Origin of the sequence: Edwardsiella piscicida (assembly GCF_021733145.1) — a bacterium.
Lineage (GTDB): Bacteria > Pseudomonadota > Gammaproteobacteria > Enterobacterales > Enterobacteriaceae > Edwardsiella > Edwardsiella piscicida.
Genome location: NZ_CP090968.1, coordinates 1540344 through 1562050 on the forward strand (window position 1 = coordinate 1540344; position 21707 = coordinate 1562050).

Consider the following 21707-nt stretch of genomic DNA (forward strand, 5'->3'; position numbering starts at 1 on the left):
GGCCTCTACAGCCGGGCGACGGCGTCCGCCATGCGGTCCAGCGCGCGATCCAGCAGCGCCCTGCGGCAGGCGAAGTTAAGGCGGATAAAGCGCGGCGCGCCGAAGTCGGCGCCGTCGGAGAGACCCACGCCGGCGCGTTCGAAAAACGCCTGTGGGTTGTCGACGGGAAGCTCGCTGGCGTCGATCCAGGCCAGATAGGTGCCCGCGGCGCTGACCGTGTGCAGCCCCGGTATCGCGTTGATCCGCGCCGTGACGCGATCCCGATTGGCGCGCAGGTAGTCCAGCTGCGCATCCAGCCACGGCTGGCCGTGGCGATAGGCGGCCTCGGCGGCGGCAAAGGCCAAAATATCCACCTGCGGCACGATGCCGGCGCGGGCGTCGATAAAGCGGCGGCGCAGCTCGGCGTTGGGAATGATGGCGATCGAGGCGCCGAGTCCGGCGATATTGAACGTCTTTGACGGCGCCATCAGGGTTACGCTGCGCTGGGCGGCATCGTCGCTCAGGGCGGCGATCGGCGTGTGCCGGGCGCCGGGCTCCAGCAGCAGATCGCAGTGGATCTCATCGGAGCAGATCAGCAGATCGTGGCGCTGGGCAAAGGCCAGCTGGGCCTGCAGCTCCTCACGGTGGTATACCGTACCGCCCGGATTCTGCGGGTTACACAGCATGAGCAGGCGCTCATCGCCGCGGAGGGCCGCCTCGGCCTCGTCCAGCGAGACGACCCAGCGGCCATGGCGCAGCGCCATCGGCATCGGGGTCTGGGCTCGCCCGGCCAGGCGGGCGGACTTCATAAAAGGGGGATAGATCGGATGGGGGGCCAGGGTACTCTGCGCCGGGGTCGTCAGGGCGCGCACCGTCAGGTTGAGGCCGCAGACCAACCCGGGTAAAAAGACCAGCCAGTCGGGCTGTATCGCCCAGCGGTAGCGCTGCGCCATGCGGGCGACGAACAGCTCGATCAGGGCCGGGGGCACCATACCATAGCCAAAGACGCCGTGGGCGACCCGGGCCTGCAGCGCGTCGATCACCGCTGGAGGCGAGCGAAAGTCGCTGTCGGCCACCCAGAGCGGAATTGTGTCCTGCTCCGCATATTTACCCCATTTCTCGCTGTCACTGTGACGGCGGTCGATCACTTCATCGAAATTGAATGTCATCGCGATTATCCTTTAGTAGGCTAACTACGTCCCTGAGACTGAAACCGGTTACCGTCGGAGCGCGGCGCTCTGTCAGTCCGCGCGATTCTGCGGCGCGCATCGCGCCCGCGTCGCCTACAGAGTAGGCGAGATGCGGGGATATTCTCAATATTTGGGCTGTGGATATGAGTATTTTTCACATCCGCACCGTTTTGGCTGTTGATTCGGAGGTTTGAATGCTGACGTTAGAGGTATGCTGCTACTCCTTGGCCTGCGCCGAGATAGCGCAGGCGGCGGGGGCAGACCGCATTGAGCTGTGCGCCAGCCAGCAGGATGGCGGGATCACCCCCAGCTACGGCACGCTGGTGGGGTGCCGGGAGCGGGTGACCGTGCCCGTGCACCCGATTATCCGGCCGCGCAGCGGCGATTTTTGCTACAGCGACAGCGAGTTTGCGCTGATGAAGTGCGATCTGGCGCTGGTGCGCGATCTGGGGTTTCCCGGTGCGGTGATCGGCCTGCTGGATGAAGAGGGGCACATTGATTTGCGCCGCATGCGCGAGCTGATGGCGCTGGCCGGTCCGATGGCGGTGACCTTCCACCGCGCCTTCGATATGTGCGCCAATCCGCTGCTGGCGCTTTCCCAGTTGACCGATCTCGGTATTGCGCGCATTCTGACCTCAGGGCAGCAGCAGACGGCGGAGGCCGGGCTGCCGCTGCTGCGTCAGCTGCAGCAGGCCAGCCGCGGGCCGCTGATCATGGCCGGCGCCGGGGTTCGCCTCTCCAACCTGCATAAATTCAGCGAGATTGGCCTGCAGGAGGTGCATACCTCCGCCGGTCACAGCGTGCCGTCGACGATGCGCTACCGCAAGGCGGGCGTCAGCATGAGCCATGCGGAGAACGACGAGTTTAGCCACTACTGCGTGGACGGCGGTATGGTTGAAGCGATGAAGTCCGCGCTGCAGATGATGGAAAACGTCGGCTGCAGCGCCTGAAGAACCGGTCTCCAGTAGAAGTAAGTACGACCTTGTAGCGGAGGGTTCGCTAAAAAGTACGGCCCCATACCTCGCTGGTTGGGGCCCTTTTTTATGGCGCGGGCGCTCAGGGCTTGCGGGCGATGAAGGCCGCCCGCAGCGGTGCCGGATAGCCTTCGATGGTTTTCCGCGCATCCGCCGGATCCAGGAAGTCGGCCAGGGACTCGCTGGTCATCCAGTCGGTACGCCGCTGCTCCTCGACGCGAGTGGGGCACTGATCCACCAGACGGACGTCGCAGAAGCCGCACTTCTCCAGCCAGCGGATCAGCATGGCGGCAGAGGGAATAAAGTAGACGTTGCGCATCTGGGCGTAGCGCTCACCGGGGATCAGCGCCTGCTGTTCGTCGCCCTCGATCACCAGCGTCTCTAGCAGCAGCTCGCCGCCGCTGACCAGCTGGTTCTTCAGCTGGTACAGATGATCCAGCGGTGAACGGCGGTGATAGAGCACGCCCATAGAGAACACCGTATCAAAGGCCGCCAGCGTCGGTAGCTGCTCGATCCCCAGCGGCAGCAGATGGGCGCGGCGATCGCCGCCGAGCAGCTTACGCACCGCCTCAAACTGACACAGAAACAGCTGCATCGGATCGATGCCGACCGCCAGGTGCGCGCCGGCGCCAACCATACGCCACAGGTGGTAGCCACTGCCGCAGCCGACGTCGAGGATGGTGCGCCCGGCCAGCGGCGACAGGTGCGGCAGAATGCGCTGCCATTTCCAGTCTGAACGCCATTCGGTATCGATGTGAATGCCATACAGATCGAAGGGGCCTTTACGCCAAGGCATCAGCGCGCGCAGCATTTTTTCAATGCCGATGCGCTGCCCCTCGCTCAGCGGGGTCTCCGCCTCGGCGCAGACCCCGTGCAGCAGATCCAGGCGGTGCGGCGTCAGCTCCGGCAGGCGTTCGACCGCATTATTCCAGTCGCGAAAGTAGCCGTGCAGGGAGTCGCGCTGCCAGGCCGCCAGCTGTGCCGGCAGCACCTCCAGCCATTTGCTCAGCGGACCGTGGGCTATTTGGGCATAGAAATTACCAAAGTCGATCATGGCTGAGCCTCCTTGATGGCCAGCAGCGAGCCGAAGTTAAAGCACTGAAACCAGGTCTCGGCGTGGCAGAAACCCGCCTGGCGCAGGCGCTGCTTATGGGTTTCTACGCTGTCTGTCAGCATGACGTTTTCCAGCATGCTGCGCTTTTGGCTGATCTCCAGCTCGCTGTAGCCGTTGGCGCGTTTGAAGTCGTGATGCATATCGAACAACAGTTCGCCGACGGTGGCATCGGCAAAGTTGAATTTTTCTGACAGGACGAGCGCGCCGCCGGGCAGCAGGCCGCGGTAGATGCGATCCAGCAGGGTCTGGCGATCGTCGGGGGCCAGGAACTGCAGCGTGAAGTTCAGCACGACCAGCGAGGCGTTGCTGATCTCGACCTCGCGGATGTCGGCCTCAAGCACCTGCACCGGGGTCGGGCTGCGGAAGGCGTCGATATGACGACGGCAGCGGCTGACCATCGCCGGGGAGTTGTCGATGGCGATGATTTCGCACCCTGCGGCCTGGATGTTACGGCGCATGGAGAGCGTCGCCGCGCCCAGGGAGCAGCCCAGATCGTATACCCGGGTTCCCGGCTGCACGAAGCGCTGCGCCAGCATGCCAATCATGGCGATGATGTTGGAGTAGCCGGGCACCGAGCGCTGGATCATGTCGGGAAACACTTCGGCCACGCGCTCATCGAAGGTCCAGTCGCCCAGCTTGGCGATCGGGGCGGAAAATAGCATATCGCGCCCGGCGCCCAGCGCGGGATTTTTATCGCAGTCAGACATAGCGGATGTAGGGAGTTTCAATAAGGGGCGCATATTCTAGCAGATAATACCCTCCGACGGCTATGCGCCATTTCGTCCAGCGCGCACTCTGTCAGCGCCGCGCCGAGCGCTGTATACTCTGCGCGCAGTCGCATCTGCTAGCATGGAATTTACCTTGATTGCAATAGTGTCGAGTGATACAAAGCTCGACGCGTTGTAAACAAAATAATACGATACGCCACGGAGACCGCAGTTAATTCAGTTGCCATGACGCTATCGCACAGAGGAAGAAATGGGCGATTCGCAGCACACCAGCACTACTCTTGAGAGAGGGCTAAAAAACCGGCACATTCAACTGATCGCCCTGGGCGGCGCAGTGGGCACCGGTCTGTTTCTGGGGATCGGCCCGGCCATTCAGCTGGCCGGACCGGCGGTTTTACTGGGTTATGCCATCGGCGGCGCCATCGCGTTTCTGATCATGCGCCAGCTGGGGGAGATGGTGGTACAGGAGCCGGTTGCCGGTTCGTTTGCCCATTTTGCCCATAAATATTGGGGGCCGTTTGCCGGTTTTGTCTCCGGCTGGAACTATTGGGTCATGTTCGTGCTGGTCGGTATGGCCGAGCTGACCGCGGCCGGTATCTATATGCAGTACTGGTGGCCGGATGTGCCGACCTGGATATGGGCCAGCCTGTTCTTTGTCCTGATCAACGCGCTGAATATGGTGAACGTGCGTCTGTACGGTGAAACCGAGTTCTGGTTCGCCCTGATCAAGGTGGCGGCGATCCTGGGGATGATCGTATTCGGCAGCTGGCTGCTGCTGTCCGGCGATGCGGGGCCTCAGGCCGGGGTCGCGAATCTGTGGGCGCACGGCGGCTTTTTACCGCACGGCTGGGGGGGACTGATCATGGCGATGGCGGTGATTATGTTCTCCTTCGGCGGTCTTGAGCTGATCGGGATCACCGCCGCGGAGGCCAGCGAGCCGGAGAAGAGCATTCCCAAGGCAACCAATCAGGTGGTCTACCGTATCCTGATCTTTTATATCGGCTCCCTGCTGGTGCTGCTGGCCCTGTATCCCTGGTCGCAGATCGGCGCCAGCAGCAGTCCGTTTGTGATGATCTTCCACCACCTGAACAGCAACACGGTGGCGGCGGTATTGAACGTGGTGATCCTGACCGCCGCGCTGTCGGTATACAACAGCTGCGTCTACTCCAATAGCCGTATGCTGTACGGGCTGTCGCTGCAGGGCAATGCGCCGCGCCGCCTGACTCGGGTCAATCGTCGCGGGATCCCGGTGTGGTCGATCGGCCTTTCGGGGCTGACGACCTCGCTGGTGATCCTGATTAACTATCTGATGCCGGGCAAGGCGTTCGAACTACTGATGGCGCTGGTGGTTTCTACGCTGGTGATCAACTGGGTGATGATCTGCATGGCGCACCTGAAGTTCAAGGCGGCGCTGGATCGTCTGGGCGTGACGACGCGATTTCGCGCGCTGTGGTATCCCTATGGTAACTACCTGTGCCTGGCGTTTCTTGGCCTGATCTTGGTGATTATGGTGCTGACGCCGGGGATCCGGGTATCGGTACTGCTGCTGCCGCTGTGGCTGGGCGTGCTGTGGGGCGGGTTCTGCCTGGCGCGGATGCGCCGCGGGAGATCGGCGTAGCGTTACGTTCGGTAAGGCGACCCGCGCGGCGGGCCGCCTATCGGTTTAATCACCGGTCTGCAGCAGCTGTCCCCAGGGCAGATAGTAGAGATTGGCCACCACCATCAGCAGCAGCGACAGATAGGTGGCGCTCATGCCGGAGCGGCGCCACTGCATTTCATGCTGACGCAGGCCCCAGGCGTGCATCAGGCGCCCGAGGATCAGCAGTACACCGCACAGGTGGACCATCCACACCCGTGCGCCGTTCATCTCCATCATCACCAGCAGTATGGCGGCGATAGGGATGTACTCCACGGCGTTGCCGTGAATACGGATGGCGGTCTGCAGCTCATAAAAGCCCCCGTCGCCATAGCTGACGCGGTAAAGCATACGCAGACGAACCACCTGCCAGGAAAACGTCACTAACAACAGTGCGCCGAGCACCACATAGAGCGCGCTTACCATTCTTTTTAGCTCCATTGCCTGAATCATATTGGCCTGTAAATGATAGCCGTAGGCCGGCGGAATGTCCTGCGTAATCTGTTGAGTATTGTCATTTTTTCAGACGATTGCTCCAGCGCTTGTGCGATGTGGGATCAAAATAGGGCCGTCTGCAGCGGCCAGTCCGGGCGCGGCGGTAGCCCGTCGATAGCGGCCTGGGACAGGGCATTCCACAGGAACTGCGCCTGCTGCGGCGCATCGCGGCAGTCCGGCGTATGGATAAACAGGTAGGGGGTAGCCTCCCGGCTCCAGGCCTGCAGGCGCGGCAGCCACGGCTGCAGCCAGCGCAGATTATCCTCGGGGCTGTCCCCGCCGACAAAGCGCACCATCGGTGCGTCGGCGGTTATCAGCGCGTGCGCCGGCAGGTGCGGCTTTTTACGCTGGGCCTCGCGTACGGCGTGGCTGTGGGGCAGGGCGTGGTGTACCGGCCGGCTGTCGAGGAGAACCCGATTGACCGCGCGCTGCCGCAGGCCGCGGTTAAGCTCGCGCTCGGCGTCGCCTTTAGCGAAGAAGGCCGGGTGGCGCACCTCGACGCCGTAGCGATAGCCGCTCGGCAGCGCGTCGAGAAATGCCCATAGGCGCGAGAGATGCTCGGGACCACAGGCGGCCGGCAGCTGTAGCCAAAGTTGCCCCAGCCGCTGATCCAGTGGTTGCAGCGCGCGGTAAAAAGCGCCAATCTGTTGATCGCAGTGCAGGAGCGCCGCCTGATGGCTGATGGCGGACGGAAACTTAAAGCAGAATCGGAACCCGTCATGGGTCATATCGCGCCAGCGGCGTACCAGCGCCGGCGTAGGCAGGGCGTAAAACGTGGTGTTGCCTTCCACGCAGTTAAAGTGGCGGCTATAGTCGGCCAGGTCATGCAGGCCTATCTTTGCCCACGCCGCGTGTTGCCACTGCGGCAGCCCCAGGTAGAACATGGCGTACTCCGTGGTGATGGTTGGTAAAATATAACATAAACATAACAAGTTAGGCAGAGGATGTCAGATGGCGAGAAACAGTGCAAAGTGCGCGCGCGCTCTTATCGCAGCGGGGAATTTCCAGTATAATAGCCCCCTTTTTTCACCAAGCATGTAAATCCGCCCGAGCTATGCCGATCTACGAATACGTTTGTAGCGACTGCAATCATCATCTAGAGAAATTGCAAAAAATGTCCGATGCACCGCTGGTTGATTGCCCGGCGTGCGGTCATCCTGCCCTGAAAAAACAGATTTCAGCCGCTGGTTTCCAGCTAAAGGGGACCGGCTGGTACGCGACCGACTTTAAGCCACGTACCGACAAAACACCGTCTTCAACAGAGCGCTGCGCAGGCAGCTCGTGTCCGGCCGGTTGTCCGGGCGCGGCGTCGGCAAAATAAATTAAGAAAGCCAAAGGATATCGTTATGCGTACTAATTATTGCGGGCAGTTGAATCTGTCCCATGTGGGCCAGGAAGTGACCCTGTGCGGTTGGGTACACCGCCGCCGTGATTTGGGCGGTCTGATCTTTATCGATCTGCGCGACCGCGAAGGGGTGGTTCAGGTGTTCTTCGATCCGGATCATCAGGATGCTTTCCGCCAGGCCTCTGAGCTGCGTAACGAGTTTTGCGTGCAGATCACCGGCACCGTGCGTGCGCGCCCGGAGAGTCAGCGTAACCGGGATATGTCCACCGGGGATATCGAGGTCTTCGGCAACGGTCTGAACATCATCAACCGTGCTGAGCCGCTGCCGCTGGACTTTAACCAGACCAACAGCGAAGAGAACCGTCTCAAGTATCGCTATCTGGATCTGCGTCGCCCGGAGATGGCCGAGCGTCTGAAGACCCGCGCCAAAATTACCGCCTTCGTGCGCCGCTTTATGGACGGACACGGCTTTCTGGATATCGAAACGCCGATGCTGACCAAGGCGACGCCGGAGGGCGCCCGCGATTACCTGGTGCCGAGCCGAGTGCATAAAGGCAAATTTTATGCGCTGCCGCAGTCGCCTCAGCTGTTTAAACAGCTGCTGATGATGTCCGGCTTTGACCGCTACTATCAGATAGTGAAGTGCTTCCGCGACGAAGATCTGCGCGCAGACCGTCAGCCGGAGTTCACCCAGATCGATGTGGAGACCTCTTTCATGAGCGCCGAGCAGGTGCGTGAGATCATGGAAGCGCTGGCCCGCGCGCTGTGGATGGAGATCAAAGGGGTTGATCTGGGCGACTTCCCGGTGATGACCTTTGCGGAGGCGATGCGCCGCTTCGGCTCAGATAAACCGGACCTGCGTAACCCGCTGGAGCTGGTCGACGTGGCCGATCTGGTTAAAAACGTAGACTTTAAGGTCTTCTCCGGCCCGGCTAACGATGCCAAAGGGCGGGTGATCGCGCTGCGCGTACCGGGCGGGGCGACCCTGACCCGTAAGAATATCGATGAGTACGGTCAGTTTGTCGGCATCTATGGCGCCAAAGGGCTCGCCTGGATGAAGGTCAACGATCGCGCCGCCGGTATGGAGGGCGTGCAAAGCCCTATCGCCAAGTTCCTTAATGATGAGGTGCTGGAGGCCATTCTGGCGCGCAGCGGCGCGCAGAGCGGCGATATCATCTTCTTCGGTGCCGACAGCGCCAAGGTAGCGACCGATGCCATGGGCGCGCTGCGTCTGAAGGTGGGTCGCGATCTGCAGCTGACCGACGAGTCACGCTGGGCCCCGCTGTGGGTGGTCGATTTCCCGATGTTCGAAGAGGACGGCGAAGGCGGTCTGGCCGCGATGCACCACCCGTTCACCTCGCCGCGCGATATCAGCCCGGAGGCGCTGAAGGCCAATCCGGTCGGCGCCATCGCCAACGCCTACGATATGGTGATGAATGGCTATGAGGTGGGCGGCGGCTCCGTGCGTATTCACAGCGGCGCCATGCAGTCTGCGGTCTTCGATATTCTGGGGATCAACGAGCAGGAGCAGCGCGAGAAGTTCGGCTTCCTGCTGGATGCGCTGAAGTTCGGCACCCCGCCGCACGCCGGCCTGGCGTTTGGCCTGGATCGTCTGGTGATGCTGCTGACCGGTACGGAGAATATCCGCGACGTGATCGCATTCCCGAAAACCACGGCGGCGGCCTGTCCGCTGACCGACGCCCCGAGCCGCGCCAACCCGGCGTCGCTGCAGGAGTTGTCCATCGCCGTCTGCGCCAAACAGGGCAGCGACGAGTAATGGCCTATAAGCGTCCGGAATCCATCCTGGTGGTGATCTATGCCCGCCAGGGGGGACGGGTGCTGATGTTGCAGCGGCGCGACGATCCCGATTTCTGGCAGTCGGTAACCGGCAGCCTGGAAACGGGAGAGTCGCCGTCGCAGGCCGCGCAGCGTGAAGTAAAGGAAGAAGTGGGTATCGACATCGTCAAGGAGCATTTGACGCTGACGGACTGCCAGCGCTGCGTGGAGTTTGAACTGTTTGCGCACCTGCGCCATCGCTATGCGCCCGGCGTAACGCGTAACCTAGAGCATTGGTTCTGTCTGGCCATCCCCGCGGAGCGGGCGATCCCGCTCAGCGAACATCTGGCCTACCGTTGGCTGGATGCCGCAGGCGCGGCCGGACTGACCAAGTCCTGGAGTAATCGGCAGGCGATCGAACAGTTCGTACCTTGATTACGTGCCTGTACGGGCGGCCATGCTGGCCGCTCGCATTGATTACAGGCGTGCATATTGACTATTTTAGGGCCTTTGCGCCTTTAGCGGAGATTTATATGGCAGGTCATAGTAAGTGGGCCAACACCAAACATCGTAAGGCTGCGCAGGATGCCAAGCGCGGTAAAATCTTTACCAAGATCATTCGCGAGCTGGTGACCGCCGCCAAGCTGGGCGGCGGCGATCCGGACGCAAACCCGCGTCTGCGCGCGGCCGTTGATAAGGCGCTGTCCAACAACATGACCCGCGACACCCTGAACCGCGCCATTGCGCGCGGCGTGGGTGGCGATGACGACGGCAACATGGAAACCATCATCTATGAAGGCTACGGCCCGGGCGGTACCGCGGTGATGGTGGAGTGCCTGAGCGACAACCGTAACCGTACGGTATCTGAAGTGCGTCACGCCTTTACCAAGTGCGGCGGCAACCTGGGTACCGATGGCTCCGTGGCCTATCTGTTCACCAAGAAAGGGGTGATCTCCTATGCGCCGGGTCTGGATGAAGATGCGGTGATGGATGCAGCGCTGGAAGCCGGCGCCGATGACGTGGTGACCTATGACGACGGCGCCATCGATGTATACACCCCGTGGGAAACCTTCGGCCAGGTGAAGGATGCGCTGGATGCCGCCGGTCTGGTCGCCGAGTCGGCAGAGGTCTCCATGATCCCGTCGACCCAGGCCGACATGGATGCGGATACCGCGCCGAAGCTGCTGCGCCTGATCGATATGCTGGAAGACTGCGATGACGTGCAGGAAGTGTATCACAACGGTGAAATCTCCGATGAGGTTGCGGCTACTCTGGAATGAGTATCATCCTCGGGATTGACCCCGGCTCGCGGATCACCGGCTACGGCGTGATCCGCCAGCAGGGACGGCAGCTCGAGTATATCGGCAGCGGCTGCATTCGCACTGGCGTCGACGATCTGCCTACCCGTCTTAAGCTGGTGTACGCCGGCGTCAGTGAAATCATCACGCAGTTCAATCCCGACTGCTTCGCCATTGAGCAGGTTTTTATGGCCAAGAACGCCGATTCGGCGCTGAAGCTGGGGCAGGCGCGCGGCGCCGCCATCGTGGCGGCGGTGAACCGTGACCTGCCGGTATTTGAATACGCGGCGCGGCAGATCAAGCAGACGGTGGTGGGCAACGGCGGGGCGGAAAAGGCTCAGGTGCAGCATATGGTTCGCTCGCTGCTGAAGCTGCCGGCGAACCCACAGGCGGATGCCGCCGATGCGCTGGCCGTGGCGATCACCCACTGCCACGTCAGCCAGAACGCGCTGCGCATCAGCAGCGGCCGGCTGAATCTGGCGCGGGGACGTTTGCGCTGAGCGCACCGCGCGGCAATGTGCGCCGTGTGGAGAGGGCGGGAGATACCCGACGCTTTATTACAGGCTGGATATTCATCCAGCCTTTTTTATGGTATAAGCGGAGGGATTATTTGACTGAGACAGAGAGGGTGTGCGCGTGATTGGTCGCCTCAGAGGAACTATTCTGGAAAAGCAGCCGCCGCAGGTGGTGCTGGAAACCCACGGCGTCGGCTATGAGGTGCAGATGCCGATGACCTGCTTTTATGAGCTGCCGCAGGTTGGCAGTGAAGCGGTGATCTTTACCCACTTCGTGGTACGCGAAGACGCCCAGCTGCTGTACGGGTTCAACAATAAGCAGGAGCGCGCGCTGTTCCGCGAACTGATCAAGGTCAACGGCGTCGGGCCCAAGCTGGCGCTGGCGATCCTGTCCGGGATGTCGGCGCAGCAGTTTGTCGCGGCGGTTGAGCGTGAAGAGGTCGCGGCGCTGGTCAAGCTGCCGGGCGTGGGCAAGAAAACCGCCGAGCGGCTGGTGGTCGAGATGAAGGACCGCTTCAAGGGGCTGAGCGGCGATCTGTTTACCCCGACGGATGACCTGCCGCCGAGCACCCAACCGCAGGCCCAGGCGGATGCCGAGGGCGAGGCGGTTGCCGCGCTGATCGCGCTGGGCTACAAGCCACAGGAGGCCAGCCGCCTGGTGAACCGGGTGACGGTGGCCGGCGCTGACAGTGAAACCCTGATCCGCGACGCGCTGCGCGCGGCGCTGTAATAACCCTGGAGAGCACGGGATGATAGAAGCCGATCGTCTGATTGCCGCTGGCGCCCAGAGCGAAGAGGAGTTCCTCGATCGCGCCATTCGACCGAAGACCCTGGCCGACTACGTTGGTCAGCCGCAGGTGCGCGGGCAGATGGAGATTTTCATCAAGGCGGCCAAGCTGCGCGGCGATGCGCTGGATCACCTGTTGATTTTCGGGCCGCCGGGGCTGGGAAAAACCACGCTGGCTAACATCGTCGCCAATGAGATGGGCGTTAATCTGCGCACCACCTCGGGGCCCGTGCTGGAGAAAGCGGGCGATCTGGCGGCCATGCTGACCAATCTGGAGCCGCACGATGTCCTGTTCATCGATGAGATCCATCGCCTGTCGCCGGTGGTGGAAGAGGTGCTCTATCCGGCAATGGAAGACTACCAGCTGGATATTATGATCGGCGAGGGGCCGGCGGCGCGCTCGATCAAGATCGATCTGCCGCCCTTTACGCTGGTCGGCGCGACCACGCGCGCCGGATCGCTCACCTCGCCGCTGCGCGACCGCTTTGGCATCGTGCAGCGCCTGGAGTTTTATCAGGTGGCCGATCTGCAGCATATCGTCGGGCGTAGCGCGCAGTGTCTGGGGCTGACGCTGACGGAGGAGGGGGCGCTGGAGGTGGCGCGCCGCTCGCGCGGTACGCCGCGTATCGCCAACCGTCTACTGCGTCGGGTGCGCGACTTTGCCGAGGTGTGCGCCGATGGACATATTGACGGTAAGGTCGCGGCGCAGGCGCTGAATATGCTGGATGTGGATGCGGCGGGCTTTGACTATATGGATCGCAAGCTGCTGTTGGCGGTGATCGATAAGTTTATGGGCGGGCCGGTCGGGCTGGATAACCTGGCGGCGGCGATCGGCGAGGAGCGCGAGACTATTGAGGACGTGCTGGAGCCGTATCTGATCCAGCAGGGGTTCATACAGCGTACCCCGCGCGGGCGCATCGCGACCGCCCATGCCTACCAGCACTTCGGTATCGATCGCGCAGAATAAGCGCGGTTATAAAAAATCCCGTTACCCGCGACGCGGGAACGGGATTTTTTTGTGCCGACGCCAGGCTCAGGCGCTCTGGCGACGCCCAAGGCTGAGGATAAACAGCAGGGCGGCGCACAGCACCACCGACGGTCCCGCCGGGGTATCATACCAGGCGGAGAACGCCAGACCGCCGCTGATGGCCAACAGGCCGGCCAGCACGGCACCGGCCGCCATTTGCTCCGGGGTGCGGGCAAAGCGACGGGCGGTCGCCGCCGGAATGATCAGCAGCGAGGTGATGATCAGCGCGCCGACAAACTTCATCGCCAGGCCGATGGTCAGGGCGGTGGTCAGCATCAGCAGCAGCTTCACTCGCCCCAGGGCGACACCGTCAACGTGGGCAAGCTCCGGGCTGATGGTCATCGACAGCAGGGCGCGCCATTGCCACAGCAGCAGCGCCAGCACCAGCGCGACGCCAAGCGCTATCATCACGACATCCTGGTAGGTTACCGCCAGCAGATCGCCGAACAGGTAGGCCATCAGATCGACGCGGACGTTGGACATCAGCGCCACCACGACCAGCCCCAGCGAAAGCGCGCTGTGCGCCATGATGCCCAGCAGGGTGTCAATGCCCAGCTGGGGGCGGCGCTCCAGCCAGACCAGCATACAGGCCAGCAGCAGCGTGACGGCGATCACCGCATAGAACGGGTTTACATCCAGTAATAGGCCGAAGGCAACGCCGAGCAGCGAGGCGTGGGCGAGGGTATCGCCAAAGTAGGACATGCGTCGCCATACCACGAACGATCCCAAGGGGCCCGCCGCCAGCGCCAGCAGCGCGCCGGCTAGCCAGCCGGGCAGCAACAGTTCAATCATCGGCCTCTCCGCTGCGTGTCTTGAGAATAATTTTACCGCACAGATCGTGGCGGTGGTTGTGGTGGTGGCGATAGACCGCCAGCTGCTGGGCGCCGTGAGCGCCGAACATGGCGATAAACTGCGGGTGGCTGGCGACCGCCTCAGGGGTGCCGGAGCAGCAGATATGCTGGTTCAGGCACAGGACGTCATCGGTTTTCGCCATCACCAGATGCAGATCGTGCGACACCATCAGCACCGCGCAGTTAAGCTCATGGCGCAGGCGGTCGATCAGATCATACAGCGCCAGCTGACCGTTGACGTCTACCCCGGCGGTCGGCTCATCCAGCACCAGCAGATCCGGGGTGTTGAGCAGGGCCCGCGCCAGCAGTACACGCTGATTTTCGCCGCCGGAGAGCTTCTGCATCGGCTGCTTGAGCAGGTGCCCGGCCTGCACTCGCTGCAGCGCCGGCAGCACGTCCTGGCGCTTTACGCCGGGGCGCAGACGCATGAAACGCTCGACCGTCAGCGGCAGGGTGGCGTCCAGATACAGCTTCTGGGGAACATAGCCAATCGTCAGCCCCGAGCGGGTGGTGCGTTCGCCACGCGTGGGCGTGACCAGCCCCAGAACGACGCGCACCAGGGTGGATTTACCGGCGCCGTTGGGGCCCAGTAGGGTCAGGATTCGCCCGCGCCGCAGCGTGAGGGAGACGTTGTCCAGTACATCGCGGCTCCCGAAGCGCACGGCGACGTGCTGCAGGGTGATCAACGGTAGATTATCTTGCTGTGACATGGTTACGGCATATTGCACTATGAGTGGAATGTTATAATATAACGTTTCATCAAACGTTACGCAGGGAATTTTGTCATGATACCGCAAAAAAATATAATTAAACGCACGCTTATTGCTTCCGCGCTGTCGCTGTGTGCGCTGGCGGGCAGCGCGCAGGCTGACGTGGTGACTTCGGTTCGACCGCTGGGTTTCATCGCGGCGGCGATTGCCGACGGCGTGATGCCGACGCAGGTTCTGCTGCCTGACGGCGCTTCGCCCCACGATTATGCGCTGCGTCCCTCGGATATCAAACGATTGCGTGACGCTGACCTGGTGGTATGGATAGGTCCGGAAATGGAGAGTTTTCTTGAAAAACCGACTCAACAGCTAGAAAATAACAAAAATCTTATTCTCAGCACCCTGCCGGGCGTGCGTAGTCAACTCATTGCGGGGGATGATGATGATGATCACGATCATCATACTTCGCAGCGCGAAAATCATGCGGAAAATTCCGATTCTTCCGGGTCACATATTGTTACAAATGGCGCCGGCGCTGGCTTGGAGAGCGATCACGATCACGATCACGGTCAATATAATATGCATATTTGGCTCTCTCCGGCGATAGCGAAACAGGTGGCGATTGCGATTCATGACCGATTAGTGCAACGAAGCCCACAAAATAAAGACAAACTGGATGTCAACCTACGTAAATTCGAGCAACAACTTGAGCAGACAGAAAAGAAAGTTGGTATCATGCTGCGGCCTGTGCAGGATAAAGGGTATTTTGTCTTTCACGATGCCTATGGTTACTTCGAGAAAACCTTTGGCCTGACTCCGTTGGGGCATTTCACGGTCAATCCCGAGATACAGCCTGGCGCACGGCGCTTACACCAAATTCGAACACAGCTGGTTGAGCAAAAAGCGGTTTGCGTTTTTGCTGAGCCACAGTTCAGGCCAGCCGTTATCTCGGCGATTGCGCAGGGGACCCCTGTTCGGCAGGGTACGCTAGATCCCCTGGGAAGCGCGATCCCACTGAGTGCGGACAGCTATATGGTCTTTTTGACCACGCTGGCGCACCAGTATTCAAGCTGCCTGAAGGGAGATTAAGAGGAAAATCCGAGTGCAGCAGATAGCGCGTTCTATCGCTCAGGCATACAGTAACTTGCCCCGCCCCCACCGGGTGATGCTGGGATCCCTGAGCGTTGTCACCCTGGCTGTCGCCATCTGGCAGCCTTTTGTCTACCACCCTCGCGCGGTGGAGGTCGACACCTCGAAAAGCGTTTTGCTGGAGACGCCGCCGCTCAGCGCGCTGGCGCCTGAGGCCAGCGAGCCCCTCGATCAGCCTGCGCCGGAAGACGAGGTGCCCAAGGATGAGATCGACGACGGCAGCGATGATGCCAGCAGCCACGACTACGTGGTCTCCAGCGGCGATACCCTGGGCAGCATCCTGACCCAGTATGGCGTCGATATGTCCAATGTCTCGGCGCTGGCCAAGCAGTACCCCGCGCTGCGGAACCTGAACGTCGGGCAGACCCTGACCTGGCAGGTTAACGATGCCGGTACGCTGCAGAAGCTGACCTGGGAGGTCTCTCGTCGCGAGAGCCGGGTATATGAGCTGGGCAGCAACGGGTATAAAGAGACGGTAGAAAACCAGCAGGGCGAGTGGAAAAACCGGGTGATCACCGGTACGCTCAACGGCAGCTTTGTGGCCAGTGCTCAGGCGGCGGGGCTGAACCGTAGTGAGATTAATACGGTTATCAAGGCGCTGCAGTGGCAGATGGATTTCCGCAAGCTGCAGAAGGGCGATCGTTTCTCGGTGCTGCTGTCGCGTGAGATGCTGGACGGCAAGAGCGCGCAGAGCCAGATCTTAGGGGTGCGCCTGCGCAGCGGCGATAAAGACTATTATGCTATTCGCGCCGAAGACGGTAAGTATTATGACCGTCAGGGCGCTGGGCTGGCCAAAGGCTTCATGCGCTACCCGACCAGCAAACATTTCCGCGTCAGCTCCAACTTTAATCCACATCGCCTGAACCCGGTGACGGGTCGCGTTGCGCCCCATAAAGGGGTCGACTTCGCCATGCCGGTCGGCACGCCGGTGCTGGCGGTCGGAGACGGCGAGGTGGTGATCGCCAAGCGCAGCGGCGCCGCGGGGAACTACGTGGTGATCCGCCACGGTCGTCAGTACACGACCCGCTTTATGCACCTGAAGACGATCCTGGTGAAGCCGGGTCAGAAAGTGAAGCGCGGCGATCGCGTTGCGCTCTCCGGTAACACCGGTCGTTCGACCGGGCCGCATCTGCACTATGAGTTTTGGGTGAATAACCAGGCGGTCAACCCGCTGACGGTGAAGCTGCCGCGCTCCGACGCCCTGACCGGCAAAGAACGCAGCGGGTTCCTCGCCCAGATGCGTGATGTCGTGCCTCAGCTGCAGCTGGACTGAGCCTCGACGCAGGATAGCGCGTCACCGTAAGCCCGCCTCGGCGGGCTTTTTACATGTGCCGCTCGTCGTCGCCCAGGGTTTCACCGGTCGTCCCGTTCGGGGCGGGGGCAGTTTTTTTTTGTCTGCCAAATGGCTACAATTTCCAGCCATCCCACGCGTCATTCGCATGGGGATCATAAAAGAGTCCACTGATGCAACAAGAGACCAAATCAAACGCTGAGTTTATTCCGCGCTTTCGCGCCGCTTTCCTCTCGCCCCGTTATTGGGGCGTCTGGCTGGGGATCGCGCTGATGGCGGCGATGGCCTTCCTGCCGCTGCGCCTGCGCGATCGAATGATCGGCGCCGTAGGCCGCCTGGCCGGCCGCCTGGCCAGCGGCGCGCGCCGCCGCGCGCGCATCAATCTGATGCTCTGCTTTCCGCAGATGGATGCGCATCGGCGTGAGGAGATTATCGATACGATGTTCGCCCGCGCGGGGCAGTCCATGTTCCTGATGGCTGAGCTGACCCTGCGCGGTCCGCGGCGTCTGCTGCGTCATACCCACTGGCACGGCGGCGAGATCATTGAGCAGGCGCGCCAGCAGGGGGAGAACGTGATTTTCTTGGTGCCCCATGGCTGGGCCGTCGATATTCCCGCCATGCTGTTGGCCGCCGGTGGGCAGCCGATGGCCGCTATGTTCCATAATCAGAAGAACCCGCTGGTTGACTATCTGTGGAACCGTGCGCGCCGCCGTTTTGGCGGGCGCCTGCACGCGCGTAACGATGGCATCAAACCGTTTATCAGCTCGGTGCGTAAAGGCTACTGGGGATATTATCTACCCGATCAGGATCACGGCGCAGAGCACAGCGAGTTTGTGGACTTTTTCGCCACCTATAAGGCCACATTACCTGCCATCGGGCGGCTGATGAAGCTGTGCCGGGCGCGCATCATTCCGCTGTTTCCGGTGTATGATGGCGATCAGGGGCGGCTGGACATCTATCTTCGCCCGCCGATGGATGACATCGCAGGACAGGATGACGCCTATATTGCCTGGCGGATGAATCAGGAGGTGGAGCTGCTGATGGGGGAACACCCGGAGCAGTACACCTGGATCCTGAAGCTGTTGAAGACGCGCAGGCCGGGGGAGATAGAGCCCTATTGCCGCCAGGATTTATGATGCGGTGCGGCCTGCTCCGCTGAGCACAGGCCGCGGAATTGAAGGGAATAACATGAGTCTTGGCGTTCTTGCGCTGCTCTGCGTGTGCGGGGCGGCGACCAGTTTGCTTTCCGCGCTGTTTGGACTGGGGGGCGGTATCGTCCTGGTGCCGGTGCTGCACGTCTTGTTTCCCCACTGTGAGGTGCAGCTGCTGGCGGCCACGTCCCTCAGCGTGGTAATGCTGACGGCGTTTATCAACGTGCTGGCGTTTTGGCGTCAGCAGGCCCGCCCCGATACCCGTCTGCTGATCTGGTGGGCACTGGGCGTCAGCGCCGGTATGCAGCTGGGGGTACACATCAGTTTCCTGCTGCCGGGGAAAGCGATTCTGCTGATCTTTGCCGCCATTCTGCTGCTGATGGCGCTGCGTAACCTGCGCCGCCCGCGCCAGGTCGCCGCGACGGCGATGTCGCCCCGCTGTACGCGCAACCGCGGACTGGGGCTCTGCTTCGCGGGGGGAACCGTGGCCGGGATCACCGGGCTGGGCGGCGGCTCGGTGCTGGCGCCGCTCCTCTCCCTGCTACCCGCCATACCGCGGCGGCAGGTGGCGGTCTACTGTAACTGGCTGCTGCTGTTGGGCAGCGCGGTGACGGTGACGACCTACCTGCTGCGCACCCCGCCGACGGGGGCCGTCTTGCCCGGCGACTGGCAGTTTGGCTATGTCAATCTGAGCGTGGTGCTGCCGGTGTTTAGCTGTGCGCTGCTGACGCAGCCGTTGGCGATGCGCCTGCGCCGTCAGATGAGCGAGGCGCGGCAGCGTCAGGCGTTTTCGGCGGTGCTATCGGGTATGGCGCTGTTTATTGTGCTGACACTGTAGGGCGCCGCGCGGCGAAGTCAGGATGAAAAACGGGGGCGCTAGGCGCCCCCGCTGCGTACGACGTAGCCGATTACTCTACGCGCAGGGTACGGCAGGTGTTGGTGCTGCCGATGGTGTCCATCTGATCGCCCTGTGTGACGATCACCAGATCGCCGGAGACCAGGAAGCCTTTATCCCGCAGCAGATTCGCCGCCGCCTGGGCCGCGGCCACGCCGTCGGTGTGGCTGTCAAAGTGCACCGGCGTGACGCCGCGGTACAGGGCCGTCAGGTTCAGGGTGCGCTCATGGCGGGACATGGCGAAGATCGGCAGGCCAGAGCTGATCCGGGACATCATCAGCGCGGTGCGTCCGGACTCCGTCATCGCAATGATGGCCGTTACCCCCTTGAGGTGGTTGGCGGCGTACATGGCGGACATGGCGACCGCTTCTTCCGTATTGTCGAACTGGGCATCAAGGCGGTGCTTGGAGATATTGATGCTGGGGATCTTCTCGGCGCCCAGGCAGACGCGCGCCATGGCGGCCACGGTTTCGGCCGGGTACTGGCCCGCGGCGGTCTCGGCAGACAGCATCACGGCATCGGTACCGTCCAGTACGGCGTTGGCCACGTCCATGACCTCCGCACGGGTCGGCATCGGGTTGGTGATCATGGACTCCATCATCTGGGTCGCGGTGATCACGACGCGGTTCAGCTTGCGGGCGCGGCGGATCAGCTTTTTCTGGATCCCGACCAGCTCCGGATCGCCGATTTCAACCCCCAGATCGCCGCGGGCGACCATCACGACGTCGGCGGCCAGGATCACATCATCCATCGCTTCGTCGCTGGCAACGGCCTCGGCACGCTCGACCTTAGCGACGATCTTGGCTTCGCAGCCGGCATCGCGCGCCAGACGACGGGCATAGTTGAGATCTTCCCCGCAGCGCGGGAAGGAGACGGCCAGATAGTCGACACCGATCTTGGCGGCGGTCAGGATATCGGCCTTGTCCTTTTCCGTCAGGGCATCGGCAGAGAGCCCGCCGCCCAGCTTGTTGATCCCTTTATTGTTGGACAGCGGGCCGCCGACGGTGACCTCGGTGAACACCTTATCTTCCTGTACGGAGAGCACCTTCAGCTGAACACGGCCATCGTCGAGCAGCAGAATATCGCCCGGCACCACATCTTCCGGCAGCCGCTTATAGTCGATGCCCACTTTCTCTTTATCGCCTTCGCCCTTGTCCAGCGTGGCATCCAGCAGGAATTTATCCCCAACGTTGAGGAAAACTTTACCTTCCTTAAAGGTGGATACCCGGATTTTAGGACCCTGCAGGTCCCCGAGAATGGCGACATGACGACCGAGTTTGGCGGCGATTTCACGGACTTTGTTGGCGCGCAGCTGGTGATCTTCCGGCGTGCCGTGTGAAAAGTTAAGACGCATCACGTTGGCGCCGGCGGAGATAATCTTTTCCAGATTATTGTCGCGATCGGTAGCCGGGCCAAGCGTGGTAACGATTTTGGTTCTTCTGAGCCGTCTGGACATGCATAACTCCATTGACATGTGAAGCATTGGTATTGCCAATACAACGGTGGGTAAATGCACCGGCCCAAGGCCGCCGCGGTTACCCGGATAGCCCCACTGGCAGCGGCGCCGGTGGGAGGGACGCCGGTTGGCTAAACTGCAGGCGACCGGCGTGTATTATTCAGTCTGTTGGCGAGGAAGCCGCCCCCGTCACTCAAAATGTGCGGGCAGGGCGAGACCTTTATCAAAGCGCGATTCCTTCAAGGCTTCCTTGACCCGCTTCAAGTTATCTCGGAATTTCGCTCCGCGGCGTAGGGTAAAGCCGGTTGCCAGCGCATCCACCAGGGTCAGCTGCGCCAGGCGTGAGACCATGGGCATATAAACATCGGTATCCTCCGGCACATCCAGCAGCAGGGCCAGAGAGGCCTCCAGAGCCAGCGGCGTGTCGCGCGAGGTGATGGCGATTACCGTCGCATCGTTCTCCCGCGCCAGGTGCGCCATTTCCACCAGGCTTTTGGTGCGCCCGGTGTGGGAGATCAGCACCACCACGTCGCCCTCATTGGAGTTCATGCAGCTCATGCGCTGCATGACGATGTCGTCAAAGTAGACCACCGGAATGTTGAAACGGAAAAATTTGTTCATGGCGTCATGAGCCACGGCGGCGGAGGCGCCCAGGCCGAAGAAAGAAATTTTCTTCGCCTGGGTCAGCAGATCGACCGCGCGGTTGATGGTGGCCATGTCCAGATGGTTTTTGGCCATCTCCAGACCCGCCATCGCCGATTCGAAGATCTTGCTGGTATAGGCGTCGACGCTGTCGCTCTCTTCAACGTTGCGGTTAACGTAGGGGGTGCCGTTGGCAAGGCTCTGTGCCAGATGCAGTTTAAAATCTGGAAACCCTTTAGTTTCCAGCCGACGGCAGAAACGGTTTACCGTAGGTTCGCTGACGTCGGCCATCTTGGCCAGGGTGGCGATACTGGAGTGGATGGCGGTCTGCGGTGCCGCGAGGATCACCTCGGCGACTTTGCGTTCGGATTTACTCAGCTGATCCAGATTCGCCTGGATTTTTTCCAGCGTATTCATAGGAGAGGGCCACTCATGGGGTTGGGCGATTTCATATAGAGGAGAAATCTATGAACGTTTGTTGAAAATATACAACGACAGATAACGGCTTGGCAGCCCATCAGAGGCGTATTGTCGGCTTTTTTTGTAATGTATGAGCTGTGTCTAACTTTCGGCATGGTAATTTTTCTACAAATTTGGTAGAAAATTACACGAAGAGACGGTCGCACGGTGCGATGGCACGCTAGCGCTACGCCTTTACGCACTAACTGTGTATGAAAGCGCAACGAAAAAGTCGTTTTTCT

The 21707-nt window shown here is 61.4% G+C and carries 22 protein-coding genes; 13 read left to right on the forward strand and 9 right to left on the reverse strand.

Features of this window, described 5'->3' with window-relative positions; all coding sequences use genetic code 11:
- Positions 1-5: 5 nt before the first annotated feature.
- Entirely contained in the window at positions 6-1148 is a 1143-nt protein-coding gene (locus tag L1P05_RS06980) for a MalY/PatB family protein (protein ID WP_012848281.1), read from the reverse strand.
- A 215-nt stretch (positions 1149-1363) separates the two neighbouring features.
- On the opposite strand from L1P05_RS06980, the gene cutC reads away from it, so the two are divergent.
- Positions 1364-2119, forward strand: a complete 756-nt coding sequence (cutC, locus tag L1P05_RS06985) for a copper homeostasis protein CutC (RefSeq protein WP_012848282.1) — start codon at positions 1364-1366, stop codon at positions 2117-2119.
- Between the two features lie 106 nt (positions 2120-2225).
- Here the strand turns inward: cutC and cmoB are convergent, their stop codons facing one another.
- Positions 2226-3197 (reverse strand): tRNA 5-methoxyuridine(34)/uridine 5-oxyacetic acid(34) synthase CmoB, encoded by a 972-nt coding sequence (cmoB, locus tag L1P05_RS06990; protein ID WP_012848283.1) that lies wholly within the window; start codon positions 3195-3197, stop codon positions 2226-2228.
- On the reverse strand, positions 3194-3964 hold the full coding sequence (gene cmoA, locus L1P05_RS06995) for a carboxy-S-adenosyl-L-methionine synthase CmoA (RefSeq protein WP_012848284.1): 771 nt from the start codon (positions 3962-3964) through the stop codon (positions 3194-3196). The genes cmoB and cmoA overlap by 4 nt, the downstream gene beginning before the upstream one ends.
- Before the next feature lie 271 nt (positions 3965-4235).
- Between cmoA and L1P05_RS07000 the strand changes: the two genes are divergently transcribed.
- A complete protein-coding gene (locus tag L1P05_RS07000; RefSeq protein ID WP_012848285.1) occupies positions 4236-5603 on the forward strand; it encodes an amino acid permease in 1368 nt (455 codons plus the stop codon).
- 45 nt (positions 5604-5648) lie between these two features.
- On the opposite strand, the gene L1P05_RS07005 is transcribed toward L1P05_RS07000, so the two are convergent.
- Together L1P05_RS07005 and L1P05_RS07010 are read right to left on the reverse strand one after the other, a co-directional pair.
- On the reverse strand, positions 5649-6047 hold the full coding sequence (locus L1P05_RS07005; RefSeq protein ID WP_012848286.1) for an MAPEG family protein: 399 nt from the start codon (positions 6045-6047) through the stop codon (positions 5649-5651).
- A 131-nt stretch (positions 6048-6178) separates the two neighbouring features.
- Positions 6179-7000, reverse strand: a complete 822-nt coding sequence (locus tag L1P05_RS07010) for a DUF72 domain-containing protein (RefSeq protein WP_012848287.1) — start codon at positions 6998-7000, stop codon at positions 6179-6181.
- A 170-nt stretch (positions 7001-7170) separates the two neighbouring features.
- Here L1P05_RS07010 and L1P05_RS07015 point away from each other — a divergent pair, with 170 nt between their 5' ends.
- From L1P05_RS07015 to ruvB, 7 genes are all read left to right on the forward strand, one after another.
- Positions 7171-7437, forward strand: coding sequence for an FmdB family zinc ribbon protein (locus L1P05_RS07015; protein WP_015461350.1), 267 nt, complete (start codon positions 7171-7173; stop codon positions 7435-7437).
- Between the two features lie 25 nt (positions 7438-7462).
- The gene (gene aspS, locus L1P05_RS07020) at positions 7463-9238 is read left to right on the forward strand and encodes an aspartate--tRNA ligase (protein WP_012848288.1); all 1776 of its coding nucleotides are present in this window, start codon (positions 7463-7465) and stop codon (positions 9236-9238) included.
- On the forward strand, positions 9238-9672 hold the full coding sequence (gene nudB, locus L1P05_RS07025; protein ID WP_012848289.1) for a dihydroneopterin triphosphate diphosphatase: 435 nt from the start codon (positions 9238-9240) through the stop codon (positions 9670-9672). Before aspS ends, nudB begins: the two co-directional genes overlap by 1 nt.
- A 98-nt stretch (positions 9673-9770) precedes the next feature.
- Positions 9771-10517, forward strand: coding sequence for a YebC/PmpR family DNA-binding transcriptional regulator (locus L1P05_RS07030; protein WP_015461351.1), 747 nt, complete (start codon positions 9771-9773; stop codon positions 10515-10517).
- Positions 10514-11035: a crossover junction endodeoxyribonuclease RuvC gene (gene ruvC, locus L1P05_RS07035; protein ID WP_012848291.1), complete on the forward strand. Its 522-nt coding sequence runs from the start codon at positions 10514-10516 to the stop codon at positions 11033-11035. The genes L1P05_RS07030 and ruvC overlap by 4 nt, the downstream gene beginning before the upstream one ends.
- Positions 11036-11171: 136 nt before the next feature.
- Complete coding sequence (gene ruvA, locus L1P05_RS07040) at positions 11172-11780, forward strand: Holliday junction branch migration protein RuvA (protein ID WP_012848292.1); 609 nt, start codon at positions 11172-11174, stop codon at positions 11778-11780.
- A 19-nt stretch (positions 11781-11799) separates the two neighbouring features.
- Positions 11800-12804, forward strand: coding sequence for a Holliday junction branch migration DNA helicase RuvB (gene ruvB / locus L1P05_RS07045; RefSeq protein WP_012848293.1), 1005 nt, complete (start codon positions 11800-11802; stop codon positions 12802-12804).
- A gap of 66 nt (positions 12805-12870) precedes the next feature.
- On the opposite strand, the gene znuB is transcribed toward ruvB, so the two are convergent.
- Positions 12871-13656 (reverse strand): zinc ABC transporter permease subunit ZnuB, encoded by a 786-nt coding sequence (gene znuB, locus L1P05_RS07050; protein ID WP_012848294.1) that lies wholly within the window; start codon positions 13654-13656, stop codon positions 12871-12873.
- The gene (gene znuC, locus L1P05_RS07055; protein WP_034168280.1) at positions 13649-14425 is read right to left on the reverse strand and encodes a zinc ABC transporter ATP-binding protein ZnuC; all 777 of its coding nucleotides are present in this window, start codon (positions 14423-14425) and stop codon (positions 13649-13651) included. Before znuC ends, znuB begins: the two co-directional genes overlap by 8 nt.
- Positions 14426-14500: 75 nt before the next feature.
- On the opposite strand from znuC, the gene znuA reads away from it, so the two are divergent.
- The 4 genes from znuA to L1P05_RS07075 all read left to right on the forward strand — a co-directional run bounded on the left by znuA (position 14501) and on the right by L1P05_RS07075 (position 18851).
- Positions 14501-15511, forward strand: coding sequence for a zinc ABC transporter substrate-binding protein ZnuA (gene znuA / locus L1P05_RS07060; RefSeq protein WP_012848296.1), 1011 nt, complete (start codon positions 14501-14503; stop codon positions 15509-15511).
- A 13-nt stretch (positions 15512-15524) separates the two neighbouring features.
- Positions 15525-16844, forward strand: a complete 1320-nt coding sequence (gene mepM / locus L1P05_RS07065) for a murein DD-endopeptidase MepM (protein WP_012848297.1) — start codon at positions 15525-15527, stop codon at positions 16842-16844.
- A gap of 191 nt (positions 16845-17035) precedes the next feature.
- A complete protein-coding gene (lpxM, locus tag L1P05_RS07070) occupies positions 17036-17998 on the forward strand; it encodes a lauroyl-Kdo(2)-lipid IV(A) myristoyltransferase (protein ID WP_012848298.1) in 963 nt (320 codons plus the stop codon).
- Positions 17999-18050: 52 nt separating this feature from the next.
- A complete protein-coding gene (locus L1P05_RS07075) occupies positions 18051-18851 on the forward strand; it encodes a sulfite exporter TauE/SafE family protein (protein ID WP_012848299.1) in 801 nt (266 codons plus the stop codon).
- A gap of 70 nt (positions 18852-18921) precedes the next feature.
- Here the strand turns inward: L1P05_RS07075 and pyk are convergent, their stop codons facing one another.
- Both pyk and L1P05_RS07085 read right to left on the reverse strand, forming a co-directional pair.
- Entirely contained in the window at positions 18922-20364 is a 1443-nt protein-coding gene (pyk, locus tag L1P05_RS07080; RefSeq protein ID WP_012848300.1) for a pyruvate kinase, read from the reverse strand.
- Between the two features lie 189 nt (positions 20365-20553).
- Positions 20554-21423 (reverse strand): MurR/RpiR family transcriptional regulator, encoded by an 870-nt coding sequence (locus tag L1P05_RS07085; protein WP_012848301.1) that lies wholly within the window; start codon positions 21421-21423, stop codon positions 20554-20556.
- Between the last annotated feature and the right edge of the window lie 284 nt (positions 21424-21707).

Excerpts from the sequence above, each read along its gene's own strand:
- znuC (WP_034168280.1), bottom strand. The coding sequence starts at position 14,425 with ATGTCACAGCAAGATAATCTACCGTTGATCACCCTGCAGCACGTCGCC.
- L1P05_RS07085 (WP_012848301.1), bottom strand. The coding sequence starts at position 21,423 with ATGAATACGCTGGAAAAAATCCAGGCGAATCTGGATCAGCTGAGTAAA.
- L1P05_RS06980 (WP_012848281.1), bottom strand. The coding sequence starts at position 1,148 with ATGACATTCAATTTCGATGAAGTGATCGACCGCCGTCACAGTGACAGC.
- lpxM (WP_012848298.1), top strand. The coding sequence starts at position 17,036 with ATGCAACAAGAGACCAAATCAAACGCTGAGTTTATTCCGCGCTTTCGC.
- znuB (WP_012848294.1), bottom strand. The coding sequence starts at position 13,656 with ATGATTGAACTGTTGCTGCCCGGCTGGCTAGCCGGCGCGCTGCTGGCG.
- L1P05_RS07030 (WP_015461351.1), top strand. The coding sequence starts at position 9,771 with ATGGCAGGTCATAGTAAGTGGGCCAACACCAAACATCGTAAGGCTGCG.
- L1P05_RS07010 (WP_012848287.1), bottom strand. The coding sequence starts at position 7,000 with ATGTTCTACCTGGGGCTGCCGCAGTGGCAACACGCGGCGTGGGCAAAG.
- pyk (WP_012848300.1), bottom strand. The coding sequence starts at position 20,364 with ATGTCCAGACGGCTCAGAAGAACCAAAATCGTTACCACGCTTGGCCCG.
- cutC (WP_012848282.1), top strand. The coding sequence starts at position 1,364 with ATGCTGACGTTAGAGGTATGCTGCTACTCCTTGGCCTGCGCCGAGATA.
- L1P05_RS07000 (WP_012848285.1), top strand. The coding sequence starts at position 4,236 with ATGGGCGATTCGCAGCACACCAGCACTACTCTTGAGAGAGGGCTAAAA.
- L1P05_RS07075 (WP_012848299.1), top strand. The coding sequence starts at position 18,051 with ATGAGTCTTGGCGTTCTTGCGCTGCTCTGCGTGTGCGGGGCGGCGACC.
- znuA (WP_012848296.1), top strand. The coding sequence starts at position 14,501 with ATGATACCGCAAAAAAATATAATTAAACGCACGCTTATTGCTTCCGCG.
- cmoB (WP_012848283.1), bottom strand. The coding sequence starts at position 3,197 with ATGATCGACTTTGGTAATTTCTATGCCCAAATAGCCCACGGTCCGCTG.
- ruvB (WP_012848293.1), top strand. The coding sequence starts at position 11,800 with ATGATAGAAGCCGATCGTCTGATTGCCGCTGGCGCCCAGAGCGAAGAG.
- L1P05_RS07005 (WP_012848286.1), bottom strand. The coding sequence starts at position 6,047 with ATGGTAAGCGCGCTCTATGTGGTGCTCGGCGCACTGTTGTTAGTGACG.
- ruvC (WP_012848291.1), top strand. The coding sequence starts at position 10,514 with ATGAGTATCATCCTCGGGATTGACCCCGGCTCGCGGATCACCGGCTAC.
- L1P05_RS07015 (WP_015461350.1), top strand. The coding sequence starts at position 7,171 with ATGCCGATCTACGAATACGTTTGTAGCGACTGCAATCATCATCTAGAG.
- aspS (WP_012848288.1), top strand. The coding sequence starts at position 7,463 with ATGCGTACTAATTATTGCGGGCAGTTGAATCTGTCCCATGTGGGCCAG.
- cmoA (WP_012848284.1), bottom strand. The coding sequence starts at position 3,964 with ATGTCTGACTGCGATAAAAATCCCGCGCTGGGCGCCGGGCGCGATATG.
- nudB (WP_012848289.1), top strand. The coding sequence starts at position 9,238 with ATGGCCTATAAGCGTCCGGAATCCATCCTGGTGGTGATCTATGCCCGC.